This window comes from Kocuria sp. CPCC 204721 (assembly GCF_040980945.1).
GTDB classification, from domain to species: domain Bacteria; phylum Actinomycetota; class Actinomycetes; order Actinomycetales; family Micrococcaceae; genus Kocuria; species Kocuria marina.
In genome coordinates this window covers 266,888-281,313 of record NZ_JAVKPO010000002.1, presented here as the reverse complement: position 1 = coordinate 281,313, position 14,426 = coordinate 266,888, and the positions used below count along the sequence as shown (strand labels likewise).

The window sequence follows — 14,426 nt, the reverse complement described above, 5'->3', positions numbered from 1 at the left end:
AAGTCGAGAGCAGTGAGGACGGTGGCGTAATGGGTGTGGCCGTACGAGTCATTCCGTGTCTGGACGTCGACGCCGGGCGCGTGGTCAAGGGCGTGAATTTCGAGAACCTGCGGGACGCGGGGGATCCTGTGGAACTCGCGGCGCGCTACAACCTGGCCGGCGCGGACGAGCTCACGTTCCTGGACGTGACCGCGTCCTCGAGCGAGCGGGACACCATGTTCGACGTCGTGGCCCGCACCGCAGAGAAGGTGTTCATCCCCCTGACCGTGGGCGGCGGCGTGCGCACGGCGCAGGACGTGGACCGGTTGCTGCGCTGCGGCGCGGACAAGGCCTCGATCAACACCGCGGCGGTCACGCGCCCGGAGGTCATCGACGAGATCACGAACCGCTTCGGCAACCAGGTGCTCGTGCTGTCCCTGGACGCGAAACGCACGGGCAACACCCCGTCCGGTTTCGAGGTCACCACGCGCGGTGGGCGCACGCTCACGGGCCTGGACGCGCTCGAGTGGGCCCGGGAGGCCGAGCAACGCGGGGTCGGGGAGATCCTGCTCAACTCGATGGACGCGGACGGGACCCGCGAGGGCTTCGACCTGGAGATGATCTCCGCCGTGCGGGATCGGGTAAACGTTCCGCTCATCGCGTCGGGCGGGGCCGGGGCACCCGAGCACTTCCCGCCCGCGGTCGCCGCCGGCGCGGACGCGGTGCTGGCGGCCTCGGTGTTCCACTTCGGCCCGGACGACGCGATCGCGGACGTCAAGAACGCCCTGCGTGCCGCAGGTTACGAGGTGCGCTGATGTCCCAGAACCAGGAGACCCGGATGAGTACCGCCACGGACGAGTTCACGACCCACAACCTGGACCCCCGCATCGCCGAGCAGCTCTCGCACAACGAGGCGGGACTCGTGGCGGCGATCATCCAGCAGTACGACACCAAGGAGGTGCTCATGCTGGGCTGGATGAACGACGAGGCCCTGCACCGCACCCTGACCGAGGGTCGCGTGACCTTCTGGTCGCGGTCCCGCCAGGAGTACTGGCGCAAGGGGGACACCTCCGGGCACTACCAGAGCGTGCACTCCGTGAGCCTGGACTGTGACGGGGACGCCCTGCTCGTGCAGGTGGACCAGCACGGCGCGGCATGCCACACGGGCTCGCGCACGTGTTTCGACGATCGAGACCTCCACGCGGAACAGGCGGTTTAAATGCACGAACTCGGCAGTATCACCCCCACCCTTGAGGAGTTCCGGCAGTATGCCGCGACCCGCCGCGTGATCCCGGTGCGCACCACGGTGCTCGCGGACTCACTGACCCCCGTGGGTCTGTACCGCGCGCTCGTGACCCGCGAGGGCGAACCCCGCCCGGGCACGTTCCTGCTCGAGTCCGCCGCGGAGGGCGGGGTGTGGTCCCGCTACTCGTTCGTGGGGGCCGGTTCCGTGGCCACGCTGACCTCCCGGGACGGGCAGGCGCACTGGATCGGTGACGCACCGGCCGGGGCACCGGTGGACGGTGATCCCCTCGACGCCCTGCGCGCGACCATGCAGTTGCTGCACACCGCACCCTTCGAGGGCGTCCCACCGCTCACGAGCGGGATGGTGGGTTTCGTGGGCTGGGAGGCCGTGCGCCGCTGGGAGACCCTGCCCAACCCGCCCGAGGATGACCTGCACATGCCCGAGCTGGCCATGAACCTGGTCGCGGACATGGCCGTGCACGACAGCAAGGACGGCTCCGTGCTGCTCGTGGCCAATGCCGTGAACGTCAACGGCACGGACGAGAACGTGGATGCCGCCTACCACGACGCCGTGTCCCGGTTGCGCTCCATGGTGACCCGCCTGGCCACCCCGCTCGAGCGCACTACGGTGTCCATCGCGGAGCAGGGAGCACCGGAGCTCACGGACGTGGAGTCCGTCGCGCGCCAGTCGTGGGACCGGGAGCTGTTCATGTCCGCGATCGACCGCGGCAAGCAGGCGATCGTGGACGGCGACATCTTCCAGGTGGTGGTCTCGCGCCGCTTCGAGGCTGAGTGCCACGCGAGCTCGCTGGACGTCTACCGCACGCTGCGCCGGATCAACCCGAGCCCGTACATGTACCTGTACTCGTTCGAGGACGCCCAAGGTCGGCCGTACTCGATCGTGGGTTCCTCACCCGAAGCGCTCGTGACGGTCACGGGCCGCCAGGCCATGACCCACCCGATCGCGGGCTCCCGCCCGCGAGGTGCCACGGTGGACGAGGACGTGGCCCTGGGCCAGGACTTGCTCGCGGACGAGAAGGAACGCGCGGAGCACCTCATGCTCGTGGACCTGGCCCGCAACGATCTCTCCAAGGTCGCCGAGCCCGGCAGCGTGGACGTGAGCGAGTTCATGGAGATCGAGCGTTTCAGCCACATCATGCACCTGTGCTCCACGGTGGTCGCGCGCATGCGCGAGGACGTCACCGCCTACGACGTCCTCGCCGCCACGTTCCCCGCGGGCACGCTCTCGGGCGCGCCCAAGCCTCGCGCGTTGCGCCTGCTCGACGAGTACGAACCGCTGCGCCGGGCCGTCTACGGCGGCGTCGTGGGCTACATGGACTTCGCGGGGAACATGGACATGGCGATCGCGATCCGCACGGCGCTGCTGCTCGAGGGTACGGCGTACGTCCAGGCGGGCGGCGGTATCGTGGCTGATTCGGATCCCGAGTCCGAGGCCCAGGAATCCCTCAACAAGGCCACCGCGCCGTTGCGCGCCGCGCTGATCGCCCAGACCCTGCGCGAGCCGGGCACGGACACCCGGGCCTCCCGTCCCCCGAGGAGCTGACGTTGCTGCGCCGCACCGCACCCGCCGTCCTGGTCACGCTGTTGTGTGCCCTGGCGTTGTTCGCCACGACCACCGCCACCTGGATCCACGCGGACGTCCCCACGTCCCTGCAGTCGGTCACGGTGGACGTCCCCGGGGCCGACGCCGCTCCGGCCGTCACCGCCCTGGGTCTTGTCGCCGCCGTGGCCGCGGTGGCCTCCACGCTGGGAGGCCGGGTGCTGCGCATGATCGTGGGCGCCGTCGTCGCGCTAGCGGGCGTGGGCGCGGTGCTCGCGGTGCTGGCCGTCACGGGGGACTCGCGTGCGGCCGCGCAACCCACGGTTGGCGCGCAGACGGGTGTGATCAACGACGGCGGGGACTACGCCCTTACCGGGTGGCCGTGGGCCGCCGTGACCGCCGCGGTGCTGCTCGCACTGTGCGGCGTGTGGCTCGCGGTGGTCGCCCGGCACGCGCGACGGCGCAATGCGCAACGCTACGATCGCGCTGCGGTCGCCGGCAGCGTGGGAACCGCCGCGACGACGGCCGCGATGCACCCGCGGGGTGGCGAGGCCTCGGCCGGGGAGACCCAGGCCGCGGAGCACGCGGACGACATCGACACGTGGGACGCGCTGACTCGCGGCGACGACCCTACACAAACCGACTGAACCGCGTGGGCTGCGGCGCGCACGCGCCGGGAAGTGGCACAATGGGGTCAGAGAATCCTCGGTCCCACGGCTCACGCGGGACCGGCAATCCAAGAGCCGAGCGGCTCAACCGGCACGGGAGAGTGGACACGCATGTCGAACACCGATCAGATCATCCTGGACCACACCGCCGCGGTGGGCCACGGCAACACCGTGGCCGCGTGGGCCTGTGTGGGCGTGATGACCGTGGGTGTCATCGTGGGCTGCGTGGGTTTCGTGATGGCTTCGGTCCCTGTGACGGTCGTGGGCATCGGTCTGATCATCGTGGGCGTGATCGTGGGCGGCGTGCTCAAGTCCATGGGGTACGGCAAGGGCGGGTCCAAGACCAAGTCCCACTGATCGCCGCAGGGGATCGGTACCGCATTCATCCGTCGATGACCAGTTCCGCGCTGTCGGGGAACTGGTCATCGTCGTCCGTGCGCCGGGTGCACCGCACGCCGGCGTGCACCGAGAACTAAGTGAGGAATCGCATGACGCAGCAGCACACCGGTACGGTGCTGGACCGGATCATCGAGGGGGTGCGCGAGGACCTTGAGACCCGGAAGGCATCGGTGTCCCTGCAGGACGTGCGCCATGCCGCCGCGGAACAGACTCCCGCGCTGGACGCCGAGTCCGCCCTGCGCGGTGCGGATCCCGCGTCCGTGCAGGTGATCGCCGAGGTCAAGCGCTCGAGCCCGTCCAAGGGTGCGCTCGCAGCGATCGAGGACCCGGCGCAGCTGGCCGCCGCGTACGAGCGCGGTGGGGCCTCCGTGATCTCGGTGCTCACCGAGCAGCGCCGCTTCGGGGGCTCGCTCGCGGACCTCGACGCCGTGCGCCGCGCCGTGGGCATCCCCGTGTTGCGCAAGGACTTCGTGGTCGAGGAGTACCAGGTGTGGGAGGCCCGCGCGCACGGTGCGGACATCGTGCTGCTCATCGTGGCAGCCCTCGACGACGCCACCCTGCGGGAGCTGCTCGAACTGACCCACCACCTCGGCATGCATGCGCTCGTGGAGACGCACACCGAGGAGGAGATCGATCGCGCCGTCGCCGTGGGTGCGCGGATCATCGGGGTGAACACCCGCAACCTCAAGACCCTGGACGTGGACGTGGACACGTTCGGTCAGCTCGCCGAGCGGTTGCCACGCGAGGCCGTGATCGTGGCGGAGTCCGGTGTCCTGGGGGAGGAGCAGATCCGGTTGTACGCGGGCCACGGCGCCAACGCGGTGCTGACCGGTGAGGTGCTCGTGCGCGCCGAGGACCCCGCGCAGACCATCGGTCGCTTCCGGGAGGTCGGCGCAATGTCCCGGGCCGAGTACTTGGCTGGGGCCACCCCGACCGCCGCGCAGGAGGAACTCGCCGCGGCCCAGGTCTCGGGGGAGGCTTCCGCACGGGACGCCGAGTCTCTCCGGCACGCCCCGGGCCCTTACTTCGGGGACTTCGGTGGCCGGTGGATGCCCGAGTCCCTCGTGGCGGCCCTGGACGAACTGACCGAGACGTTCGACAAGGCTCGTACGGATGAGACCTTCCAGGACGAGTTCCAGCGGCTCTCCCGCGAGTACTCCGGCCGACCCTCCCTGCTCACCGAGGCCGAGCGCTTCGGCGCGGAACTCGGGGTGCGCGTGTTCCTCAAGCGTGAGGACCTCAACCACACCGGTTCCCACAAAATCAACAACGTGCTGGGGCAGGCCCTGTTGGCCCGGCGCATGGGCAAGACACGGCTGATCGCCGAGACAGGCGCGGGCCAGCACGGTGTGGCCACGGCCACCGCAGCGGCTCTGTTCGGCATGGAGTGCTGCGTGTACATGGGCGAGGAGGACACGCGCCGCCAAGCGCTCAACGTCGCGCGCATGCGGCTGCTGGGCGCGGAGGTCGTGGCCGTGAAGAACGGTTCCCGCACCCTCAAGGACGCGATCAACGAGGCCCTGCGGGACTGGGTCGCGTCCGTGGAGACCACTCACTACCTGCTCGGCACCGCCGCCGGACCGCACCCGTTCCCGGCTATGGTCCGCTACTTCCACGAACAGATCGGTGAGGAGGCCCGCGCGCAGATCCTCGAGCAGACAGGCCGCCTCCCGGACGCCGTGACCGCGTGCGTGGGCGGCGGGTCCAACGCGATCGGGATCTTCCACGGCTTCCTGGACGATGAGTCCGTGCAGCTCTACGGCAACGAGGCCGGGGGTGACGGCGTGCAGACCGGCCGCCACGCCGCGACCATCACACTGGGCCGACCGGGCGTGCTGCACGGCGCCAAGACGTTCCTCATGCAGGACCCGGACGGGCAGACCGTGGAGTCCCACTCGATCTCCGCCGGCCTGGACTACCCCGCCGTGGGGCCGGAACACTCCTACCTGCACTCGATCGGGCGCGTGAACTACGAAGCGGTCACGGACGTCCAGGCCATGGACGCCTTCCGGCTGCTGTGCCGCACCGAGGGCATCCTCCCGGCCATCGAGTCCTCCCACGCGCTCGCCGGCGCCCGCGAGGTCGCTGCCCGCTGGGTCGCGGAACTCGGGCCCGAGGAAGCGGCGCAGAAGATCATCGTGGTCTCGCTCTCCGGGCGCGGCGACAAGGACGTGGCCACCGCGGGGGAATGGTTCGACCTCCTCCCGCAGGACAGCCACGAGGAACGCGTGGCGCAGAAAGGCGAACAACTGTGAGCACCACCGAGCACACCCCTGCGGGCTTGACCGAACGCATCGTCCCGCGTGACCTCACGCGCAGCGCGGACTCCGCGCTGTCGCGGCGGATCGAACAGTGCAAGGCCGAGGGCCGCCCGGCCCTCGTGGGCTATCTGCCCGCCGGGTACCCCACCGTCGAGGAGTCCGCCGCCGCCGCCGTGGCCCTGGGTCGCAACGGCGCGGACATCATCGAGATCGGCATCCCCTACTCGGACCCCGTGATGGACGGACCGGTCATCCAGGCGGCGACCACCCAGGCGCTCGCCAACGGTTTCCGGGTTGAGGACGCGTTCACCGTGGTGCGCGCCGTCGCCGAGCAGACGGACGCGGTCCCCGTGGTGATGACGTACTGGAACCCCGTGCTGCAGGCGGGCGTGGACGAGTTCGCGCGCCGGCTCAAGGACGCCGGGGGAGCCGGGATCATCACCCCGGACCTGATCCCGGACGAGGCCTCGGAATGGTTCGCGGCCTCCGAAGAGCACGGTCTGGACCGGATCTTCCTGGTGGCCCCGTCCACCACCCGTGAGCGCATGGACATGACTGTGAGCGCGGCCTCCGGCTTCGTGTACGCGGTGTCCGTGATGGGCGTGACCGGGACCCGGGACCAGGTGTCCTCGGCCGCCGAGGACGTCGTCGCCCGCGCACGCGGGGCCGGTGCGGAGCGGGTGTGCGTGGGCCTGGGGGTGTCCAGCCGCGAGCACGTGCTGGAGATCGGGGCGTACGCGGACGGCGTGATCGTGGGCACGGCTCTCGTGCGCGCGCTCGGTGAGGGCGGGCCGCAGGCCGTGGGTGAGCTCGCCGCGCACCTCGCGGGACGCGACTGATGCCGCCGGTGCTGCCCGCCTCCATCCCGTCCCCGAGCATCAGCAGCATCCACCTAGGGCCGCTCACGGTGCACTTCTACGCGCTGTGCATCCTGCTCGGGATGGCCCTGGCCATCTGGCTCACCATGCGGCGCTGGAAGCAGTGCGGTCAGGACCCGGACGTACTGTGGGACATCGTGTTCTGGGCGGTGCTCGCCGGGATCGTGGGGGCGCGCGCCTACCACGTGCTGATCACGGACCCCGCCGGGTACTTCGGGCCCGGCGCGGACCCCCTGGCCGTCTTCCGGATCTGGGAGGGCGGACTCGGCATCATGGGTGCCGTGCTGTTCGGCGCCGTGGCCGCGTGGTTCGTCTCGCGCAAGAACGGGTTGTCGCTCGCCGTGTTCGCGGACTGCGTGGCCCCCGGACTCCTGCTTGCCCAGGCCGTGGGACGGTGGGGCAACTGGTTCAACCAGGAACTGTTCGGCAGACCCACCACACTGCCGTGGGGGCTCGAGATCTCCCCGGCGTCCCCGAACTTCCCCGCGGGGCTGCCCGCGGACACGCTGTTCCACCCCACATTCCTGTATGAGAGCCTGTGGAACCTGCTGGGTGTGGTGCTGCTGCTCGCAATCGACCGCCGCATGCGGGACCCGCACGGGCGGATCTTCGCGCTGTACATGATCTACTACGGGATCGGGCGACTGCTCATCGAGCTGTTCCTGCGCGTGGACCCGGCCCTGATGATCGCCGGTGTGCGCGTGCACGTGTGGACCTCGCTGCTGATCGTCATCGCGGGCATCCTCCTCTTCGCGGTCCTGGGTAGGCGTGCCCGCTCTCGTGCCGGGGCAGCGGCCGAGCCTGCCCGGGCCGTGCGTTCCTGACGCGTCCTCCGGGTCTCCGACCACGACGCCGCACGCGGACCCCGCAGAGCTCTTCACGACTGCGCGGGGCCCGCGTCGTCGTCCGTGCGATCCGTCACGCATGTTCGGGTGACGTGGCCTACGTGGTAAATTACCCGAGCACCGTGCCTGTCCCGCTCATCCGTGGGACCCGCCGGTTCGATCCACGGCCCACGGGCCGCTTCCTTCCGCAACGGGGCGGACACGCGCGTCACCTGGATCCCGCGTCGCCCGCTGCGCACCCACCGAGTGCTCCCCGGGCCTCGTCCGACGCATTCGACCTGCCGGCCCTTGGTGAGGAGTACCGCCATGAGCAGTGACCAGATAGCAGCCCCGAACTCCCGCGAGCAGCATCGCGTGAGCACCACGGATCCCGTTCGCCGGGACGCACCCGAACCACGCGACGCCGCCGAACCGGTGTCCCCGTTCGAGCGTTTCTCGGCGGTGCCCGAGGATCAGGGCCTGTACCGCTCGGAGGACGAGAAGGACGCGTGCGGTCTGGCCGTCGTGGCCACCCTGGACGGCGTGGCCTCCCACGACATCGTGGACGCCGCGCTCACGGCCCTGCGCAACCTCGAGCACCGCGGTGCGGTGGGTGGGGACGAGGGCACCGGGGACGGCGCCGGTCTGCTGACCCAGATCCCGGACGAGTTCCTGCGCGAGGTGGTGGACTTCCCGCTGCCGCCCCAGGGGGCCTACGTGGTGGGCACGGCGTTCATGCCCACCGGCGGTAAGCACCTCGAGGAGCTCAAGCGCTCGCTCGAGGAACTCGCCCGCATGGAACGCCTCACGGTCCTGGGCTGGCGGGACGTCCCCGTAGTCGACGACGCCGTGGGCGCGTCCGCGCGCGCCGTGATGCCAACGTTCGTGCAGTTCTTCGTCTCCGACAGCAGTCACAACGAGCGGGCGGCGTCCCTGTTTGCGCAGGACGCAACGTCCTACGATCCCGTGGCCGCCCAGCTCGAACTGGACCAGAAGGCGTTCCGCGTGCGCAAGCGCGCGCAGAACAAGTTCGGGGTGTACTTCCCGTCCTTCTCGTCCCGCACGCTCGTGTACAAGGGCATGCTCACCACGGCTCAGCTCGAACCGTTCTACCCGGACCTGTCCGATCCGCGGTTCACGACCAAGCTCGCGGTGGTGCACTCGCGCTTCTCCACCAATACGTTCCCGTCCTGGCCGCTCGCCCAGCCCATGCGAACGCTCGCACACAACGGTGAAATCAACACCGTAGTGGGCAACCGCAACTGGATGCGCGCACGCCAGTCCACGCTGTCCGGGGCCGTGCTGGGCCGCCAGCCCGAGGACCTGTTCCCCATCTGCTCGGAGGGCGCGTCCGACTCGCAGTCGCTCGACGAGGTCGCCGAGCTGCTCCAGCTCGCGGGCCGGCCCGTGACCGAGACCATGCTCATGCTGATCCCGGAGGCGTGGCAGAACCATGAGACCATGGATCCGCAGCTCAAGGCCTTCTACCAGTACCACGCCACGCTCATGGAGCCGTGGGACGGTCCCGCGTGCGTGTCCTTCACGGACGGAGTGCGCGTGGGCTCGGTCCTGGACCGCAACGGGTTGCGCCCGGGGCGGTTCTGGCAGACCGACGACGGTCTGGTGATCTTCGCGTCCGAGGTGGGCGTCGTGGACGTGGGGGAGCGCGTCGTCGTCCGCAAGGGCCGGGTGTCCCCGGGGACCATGTTCCTCGTGGACACGGACGAGGGCCGGATCGTGGAGGACCGCGAGATCAAGGCCGAACTCGCCGCCACCAAGCCGTGGCAGGACTGGGTGCGGGACTCGGTGCTGCCCATCACGGAGCTGCCCGAACGCGAGCACATGACCCACCCGCCGCACTCCATCCGGTTGCGGCAGAAGACCTTCGGCTACACCGAGGAAGAGCTCAAGCTGATCATCGGTCCCATGGCCGTGGCCGGCGCCGAGCCCATCTACGCGATGGGCACGGACACGCCCGTGGCAGTGCTGTCCAACCGCTCGCGGCTGTTGTTCGACTACTTCGTGCAGTCCTTCGCGCAAGTGACCAACCCGCCGCTCGACGCGATCCGCGAGGAACTCGTCACGTCCATGGCCGGTGCCGTGGGGCCCATGGCCAACATGCTCTCCACGCAGCAGACCCGGACGCGCCAGATCCAGCTGAACTTCCCGGTGATCGACAACGACCAGCTGGACCAGTTCGTGCACCTGGACGACGACGGCGTGCCCCTGAGCCTGCGCGTGCGCGGGCTGTACCGTCCCGTGGACGGTGCGGACTCGCTGCGGGCCCGGATCGCGGAGATCTGCGAGAAGGTCTCCGCGGCCGTGAACCGCGGGGTGCAGTTCGTCATCATCTCCGACCGGGATTCCAACGGCGTGTGGGCTCCCATCCCGTCCCTGCTGCTGACCTCCGCCGTGCACCACCACCTGTTGCGCTCGGCGACCCGCACCAAGGTGGCCCTGATCGTGGAATCGGGGGACGTGCGGGAGGTCCACCACGTGGCCCTGCTGCTGGGCTACGGGGCGTCGGCCGTGAACCCCTACCTGGCCATGGAATCCGCCGAGGAACTCGTGCGCCGCGGGGAGATCCGGGGGGTCACGGAAGAACAGGCCGTGGCGAACCTCATCAAGGCGCTGGGCAAGGGCGTGCAGAAGATCATGTCCAAGATGGGCATCTCCACCGTGCAGTCGTACTGCGGTGCGCAGACGTTCGAGGCCCTGGGCCTGTCGAGCGAGCTCGTGGACGACTACTTCGCGGGCACACGGACCCAGATCGAGGGTGTGGGTCTGGACGTGATCGCCGCGGAGATCCAGTCCCGACACCGCCTGGCCTATCCGGAGGACGGCGTCACCGAACCGCACCGGGACCTCGCCACGGGCGGCGAGTACGACTGGCGCCGCGAGGGACCGCGGCACCTGTTCGACCCGCACACGGTCTTCCGGTTGCAGCACGCGACCCGCACGGGCCGCTACGACATCTTCAAGTCCTACACGTCCCGCGTGGACGACCAGGCCAAGGAGCTCGCGACCCTGCGCGGACTCATGAGTTTCGCGTCCACGCGCGAGCCCGTGAACATCGACGAGGTGGAGCCCGTGAGCGAGATCGTCAAGCGGTTCTCCACGGGTGCCATGAGCTACGGCTCGATCTCCGCGGAGGCCCACGAGACGCTCGCGATCGCCATGAACCGTCTGGGCGCCAAGTCCAACACGGGCGAGGGCGGTGAGGACGTCGAGCGGCTGATCGACCCCGAGCGGCGTTCGGCGATCAAGCAGGTGGCCTCTGGCCGGTTCGGGGTCACGAGCCTGTACCTCGCGACCGCGGACGACCTGCAGATCAAGATGGCCCAGGGCGCCAAGCCCGGCGAGGGCGGGCAGCTCATGGCGCAGAAGGTCTACCCATGGATCGCGCGCACGCGCCACGCGACCCCGGGGGTTTCGCTGATCTCCCCGCCGCCGCACCACGACATCTACTCGATCGAGGACCTCGCGCAGCTGATCTACGACCTCAAGCACGCCAACCCTCGCGCTCGCGTGCACGTCAAGCTCGTGTCAGAACGCGGGATTGGCACGGTCGCGGCGGGCGTGACCAAGGCCAAGGCCGACGTCGTACTGGTCTCCGGTCACGACGGCGGCACGGGCGCGGCGCCCCTGAACTCGCTCAAGCACGCGGGCATGCCGTGGGAGCTGGGACTCGCGGAGACGCAGCAGACCCTGCGGCTGAACGGGCTGCGCGAGCGCGTGGTCGTGCAGGCGGACGGCCAGCTCAAGACGGGGCGCGACGTCGTCGTCGCCGCGTTGCTGGGCGCCGAGGAATTCGGCTTCGCCACGGCGCCGCTCGTGGTGGAGGGCTGCATCATGATGCGCAAATGCCATCTGGACACGTGCCCCGTGGGAGTTGCCACGCAGAACCCCGAACTGCGCAAGCGCTTCACGGGCAAGGCCGAGCACGTGGTGAACTTCTTCGAGTTCATTGCTCAAGAGGTGCGCGAGATCCTCGCCGAACTCGGGTTCCGCAGCATCGCGGAGGCCGTGGGGCACGCCGAGGTACTGCGCACGCGGGAGGCCGTGGCGCACTGGAAGGCCAAGGGGCTGGACCTGAGCCCCGTGCTCGATTCGTTCCGCGCAGAAGGGGTCACGGACGGACTGCGCAACACCGGCGTCCAGGACCACGAACTCGAGAAACACTTCGACACGAAGCTCATCCCGCTTGCGCAACCGGCGATCGAACGCGGTGAACCCGTGCGCGTACAGGAACGCGTGATCAACACGGACCGCGCCGTGGGCACGATGCTCGGATACACCGTGACCAGCGCGCTCGGGACCCGGGAACTGCCGGATGACACGATCGACGTGACCCTGACCGGTCAGGCCGGCCAGTCGCTGGGCGCCTTCGTGCCCCGCGGTATCACGCTGCGGCTCGAGGGGGACGCGAACGACTACACGGGCAAGGGCCTTTCCGGCGGACGGATCGTCGTGCGGCCCCCGCGCGACGCCGGATTCGTGGCCCACGAGAACGTGATCGCGGGCAACGTGATCGGTTACGGCGCCACGAGCGGCGAGATGTTCTTCAACGGCACCGTGGGGGAGCGCTTCCTGGTGCGCAATTCCGGGGCCACCGCGGTGGTCGAGGGCATCGGTGACCACGGCTGCGAGTACATGACCGGGGGTGTAGCCGTGGTGCTGGGTGAGACGGGCCGCAACTTCGGGGCCGGGATGTCCGGCGGTGTGGCATACGTGCTGGACCTGGACGAGCGGGACGTGAACAAGCAGGCCCGCGAGAGCGGTGAACTGCACCTCGAGCACCCGGACGCCAACGACCGTGAGTTGCTCGCCGACCTCATCAAGCGCCACGGTGAGGAGACCGGGTCCGAGTTCGCGCGCCAACTGCTCGCGGACCCGGACCGCACGATGTCGCGCTTCACCAAACTGCTGCCGCGGGACTACTCCGCGGTGCTTGCACTGCGCAACGAGGCCGAAGCCGCCGGGGACGACCCGGACGGCGACGGCACCTGGCACAAGATTCTGGAGGTGACCGGCCGTGGCTGATCCCCGTGGTTTTCTCAAGGTCCGCACACGCGAGGACCGTCCCAAGCGCCCCGTCCCGGTGCGCCTCATGGACTGGGCGGAGGTGCAGCAACGCCAGGAGGCGGGGACGCTGCACGAGCAGGCCGGGCGCTGCATGGACTGCGGTGTGCCGTTCTGTCACCAGGGGTGTCCCCTGGGCAACCTCATCCCCGAGTGGAACGACCTCGTGTGGCGTGACCGGTGGGACGAGGCCTCCGAGCGGATGCACGCGACCAACAACTTCCCGGAGTTCACCGGGCGCGTGTGCCCCGCGCCGTGCGAGTCCTCGTGCGTGCTCGGGATCAATCAGGAGCCCGTGACCATCAAGCAGGTCGAGTACGCGATCGGCGAGAAGGCGTTCGACGACGACCTCATCAAGCCCTACGTCCCGCAGCGGCTCGTGGGCAAGACGATCGCGGTGGTCGGTTCCGGTCCCGCCGGACTCGCGGCGGCCCAGCAGCTCACGCAGGCGGGGTTCACGGTGGCCGTGTACGAACGGGACGACCGGATCGGCGGTCTGCTGCGCTACGGCATCCCCGACTTCAAGCTCGAGAAGTCCGTGCTCGAACGCCGGCTCGAGATCATGCGCCAGGAGGGCACCAAGTTTCGCCCGGGCGTGGAGATCGGCACGGACATCACGTGGGACGCGCTGCGCAGGCGTTACGACGCCGTGATCGTGGCCACGGGTGCCACGCGGCCCCGTGAGCTCGCGATCCCCGGCCGTGAGCTCGCGGGGATCCACTACGCCATGGACTTCCTCGTGCGGGCCAACCACCTGGTGGCCGAGGACCACGTCCCCGACCCCATCGACGCGCGCGGCAAGCACGTGATCGTGTTGGGTGGCGGTGACACCGGTTCCGACTGCATCGGCACCGCGCTGCGCCAAGGTGCGGCGTCCGTGACGTCGCTCGCGATCGGTCGCAAGCCTCCCGTGGACCGCGCGGACGAGGAACCGTGGCCCATGATGCCCCGGGTCTTCGAGGTCTCCACGTCCCACGAAGAGGGTGGCGAACGCACGTACCTGGCCTCCACGGTGGAGTTCGTGGGGCAGGACGGCCGGGTCACGGGACTGCGCGTCGCGGAGACCGAGTACCGCGAGGACGGCTCCCGCGGTCCCGTGGCCGGCACCGAGAAGGTGTTGCCTGCGGACCTGATCCTGCTCGCCCTGGGATTCACGGGCAACGAGTCCCGCGAGCTCACCGAGCAGCTACCCGTAGCGCTGGACTCCCGGGACAATGTGGCGCGGGACGAGACCTACATGACCGCCGTGGACGGGGTGTTCTCGTGCGGTGACGCAGGTCGTGGGCAGTCGCTCGTGGTATGGGCCATCGCGGAGGGCCGGGCGTGCGCCGCTCACGTGGAACGCCACCTTACAGGCCAGACCCGGTTGCCAGAACCCGTGACCCCGTCCGAGCGGGCGATCGACCTGAGCCTGTGACCCGCCCGCATCCGTGATCCTCCCGGCACCCGCCATGAGTCCTGCCATATCAATTCCCAGGGCTCGTTGCTAAGGTAGGAACGGACATCGGCGAAGCGGCCGCGGTCGGGCA

The 14,426-nt window shown here is 69.6% G+C and carries 10 protein-coding genes; all 10 read left to right on the top strand.

Annotated features, from left to right (window positions below):
- The first annotated feature begins 29 nt into the window (after nucleotides 1–29).
- A complete protein-coding gene (hisF, locus tag RF637_RS03865) occupies nucleotides 30–794 on the top strand; it encodes an imidazole glycerol phosphate synthase subunit HisF (RefSeq protein ID WP_368844197.1) in 765 nt (254 codons plus the stop codon).
- On the top strand, nucleotides 794–1,198 hold the full coding sequence (hisI, locus tag RF637_RS03860) for a phosphoribosyl-AMP cyclohydrolase (protein WP_231885604.1): 405 nt from the start codon (nucleotides 794–796) through the stop codon (nucleotides 1,196–1,198). Before hisF ends, hisI begins: the two co-directional genes overlap by 1 nt.
- Nucleotides 1,199–2,788, top strand: a complete 1,590-nt coding sequence (locus RF637_RS03855; RefSeq protein WP_064846824.1) for an anthranilate synthase component I — start codon at nucleotides 1,199–1,201, stop codon at nucleotides 2,786–2,788.
- A gap of 2 nt (nucleotides 2,789–2,790) precedes the next feature.
- Complete coding sequence (locus RF637_RS03850; protein WP_144996575.1) at nucleotides 2,791–3,432, top strand: Trp biosynthesis-associated membrane protein; 642 nt, start codon at nucleotides 2,791–2,793, stop codon at nucleotides 3,430–3,432.
- A gap of 132 nt (nucleotides 3,433–3,564) precedes the next feature.
- On the top strand, nucleotides 3,565–3,810 hold the full coding sequence (locus RF637_RS03845; RefSeq protein WP_098054460.1) for an HGxxPAAW family protein: 246 nt from the start codon (nucleotides 3,565–3,567) through the stop codon (nucleotides 3,808–3,810).
- A gap of 131 nt (nucleotides 3,811–3,941) precedes the next feature.
- Nucleotides 3,942–6,107, top strand: coding sequence for a bifunctional phosphoribosylanthranilate isomerase/tryptophan synthase subunit beta (locus RF637_RS03840; RefSeq protein WP_368844196.1), 2,166 nt, complete (start codon nucleotides 3,942–3,944; stop codon nucleotides 6,105–6,107).
- Between the two features lie 38 nt (nucleotides 6,108–6,145).
- Complete coding sequence (gene trpA, locus RF637_RS03835) at nucleotides 6,146–6,952, top strand: tryptophan synthase subunit alpha (RefSeq protein WP_231885607.1); 807 nt, start codon at nucleotides 6,146–6,148, stop codon at nucleotides 6,950–6,952.
- On the top strand, nucleotides 6,952–7,815 hold the full coding sequence (gene lgt / locus RF637_RS03830; RefSeq protein WP_312797214.1) for a prolipoprotein diacylglyceryl transferase: 864 nt from the start codon (nucleotides 6,952–6,954) through the stop codon (nucleotides 7,813–7,815). The genes trpA and lgt overlap by 1 nt, the downstream gene beginning before the upstream one ends.
- Nucleotides 7,816–8,142: 327 nt before the next feature.
- Entirely contained in the window at nucleotides 8,143–12,858 is a 4,716-nt protein-coding gene (gene gltB, locus RF637_RS03825) for a glutamate synthase large subunit (protein ID WP_368844195.1), read from the top strand.
- Nucleotides 12,851–14,314: a glutamate synthase subunit beta gene (locus tag RF637_RS03820; protein ID WP_035962101.1), complete on the top strand. Its 1,464-nt coding sequence runs from the start codon at nucleotides 12,851–12,853 to the stop codon at nucleotides 14,312–14,314. The genes gltB and RF637_RS03820 overlap by 8 nt, the downstream gene beginning before the upstream one ends.
- Nucleotides 14,315–14,426: the final 112 nt, after the last annotated feature.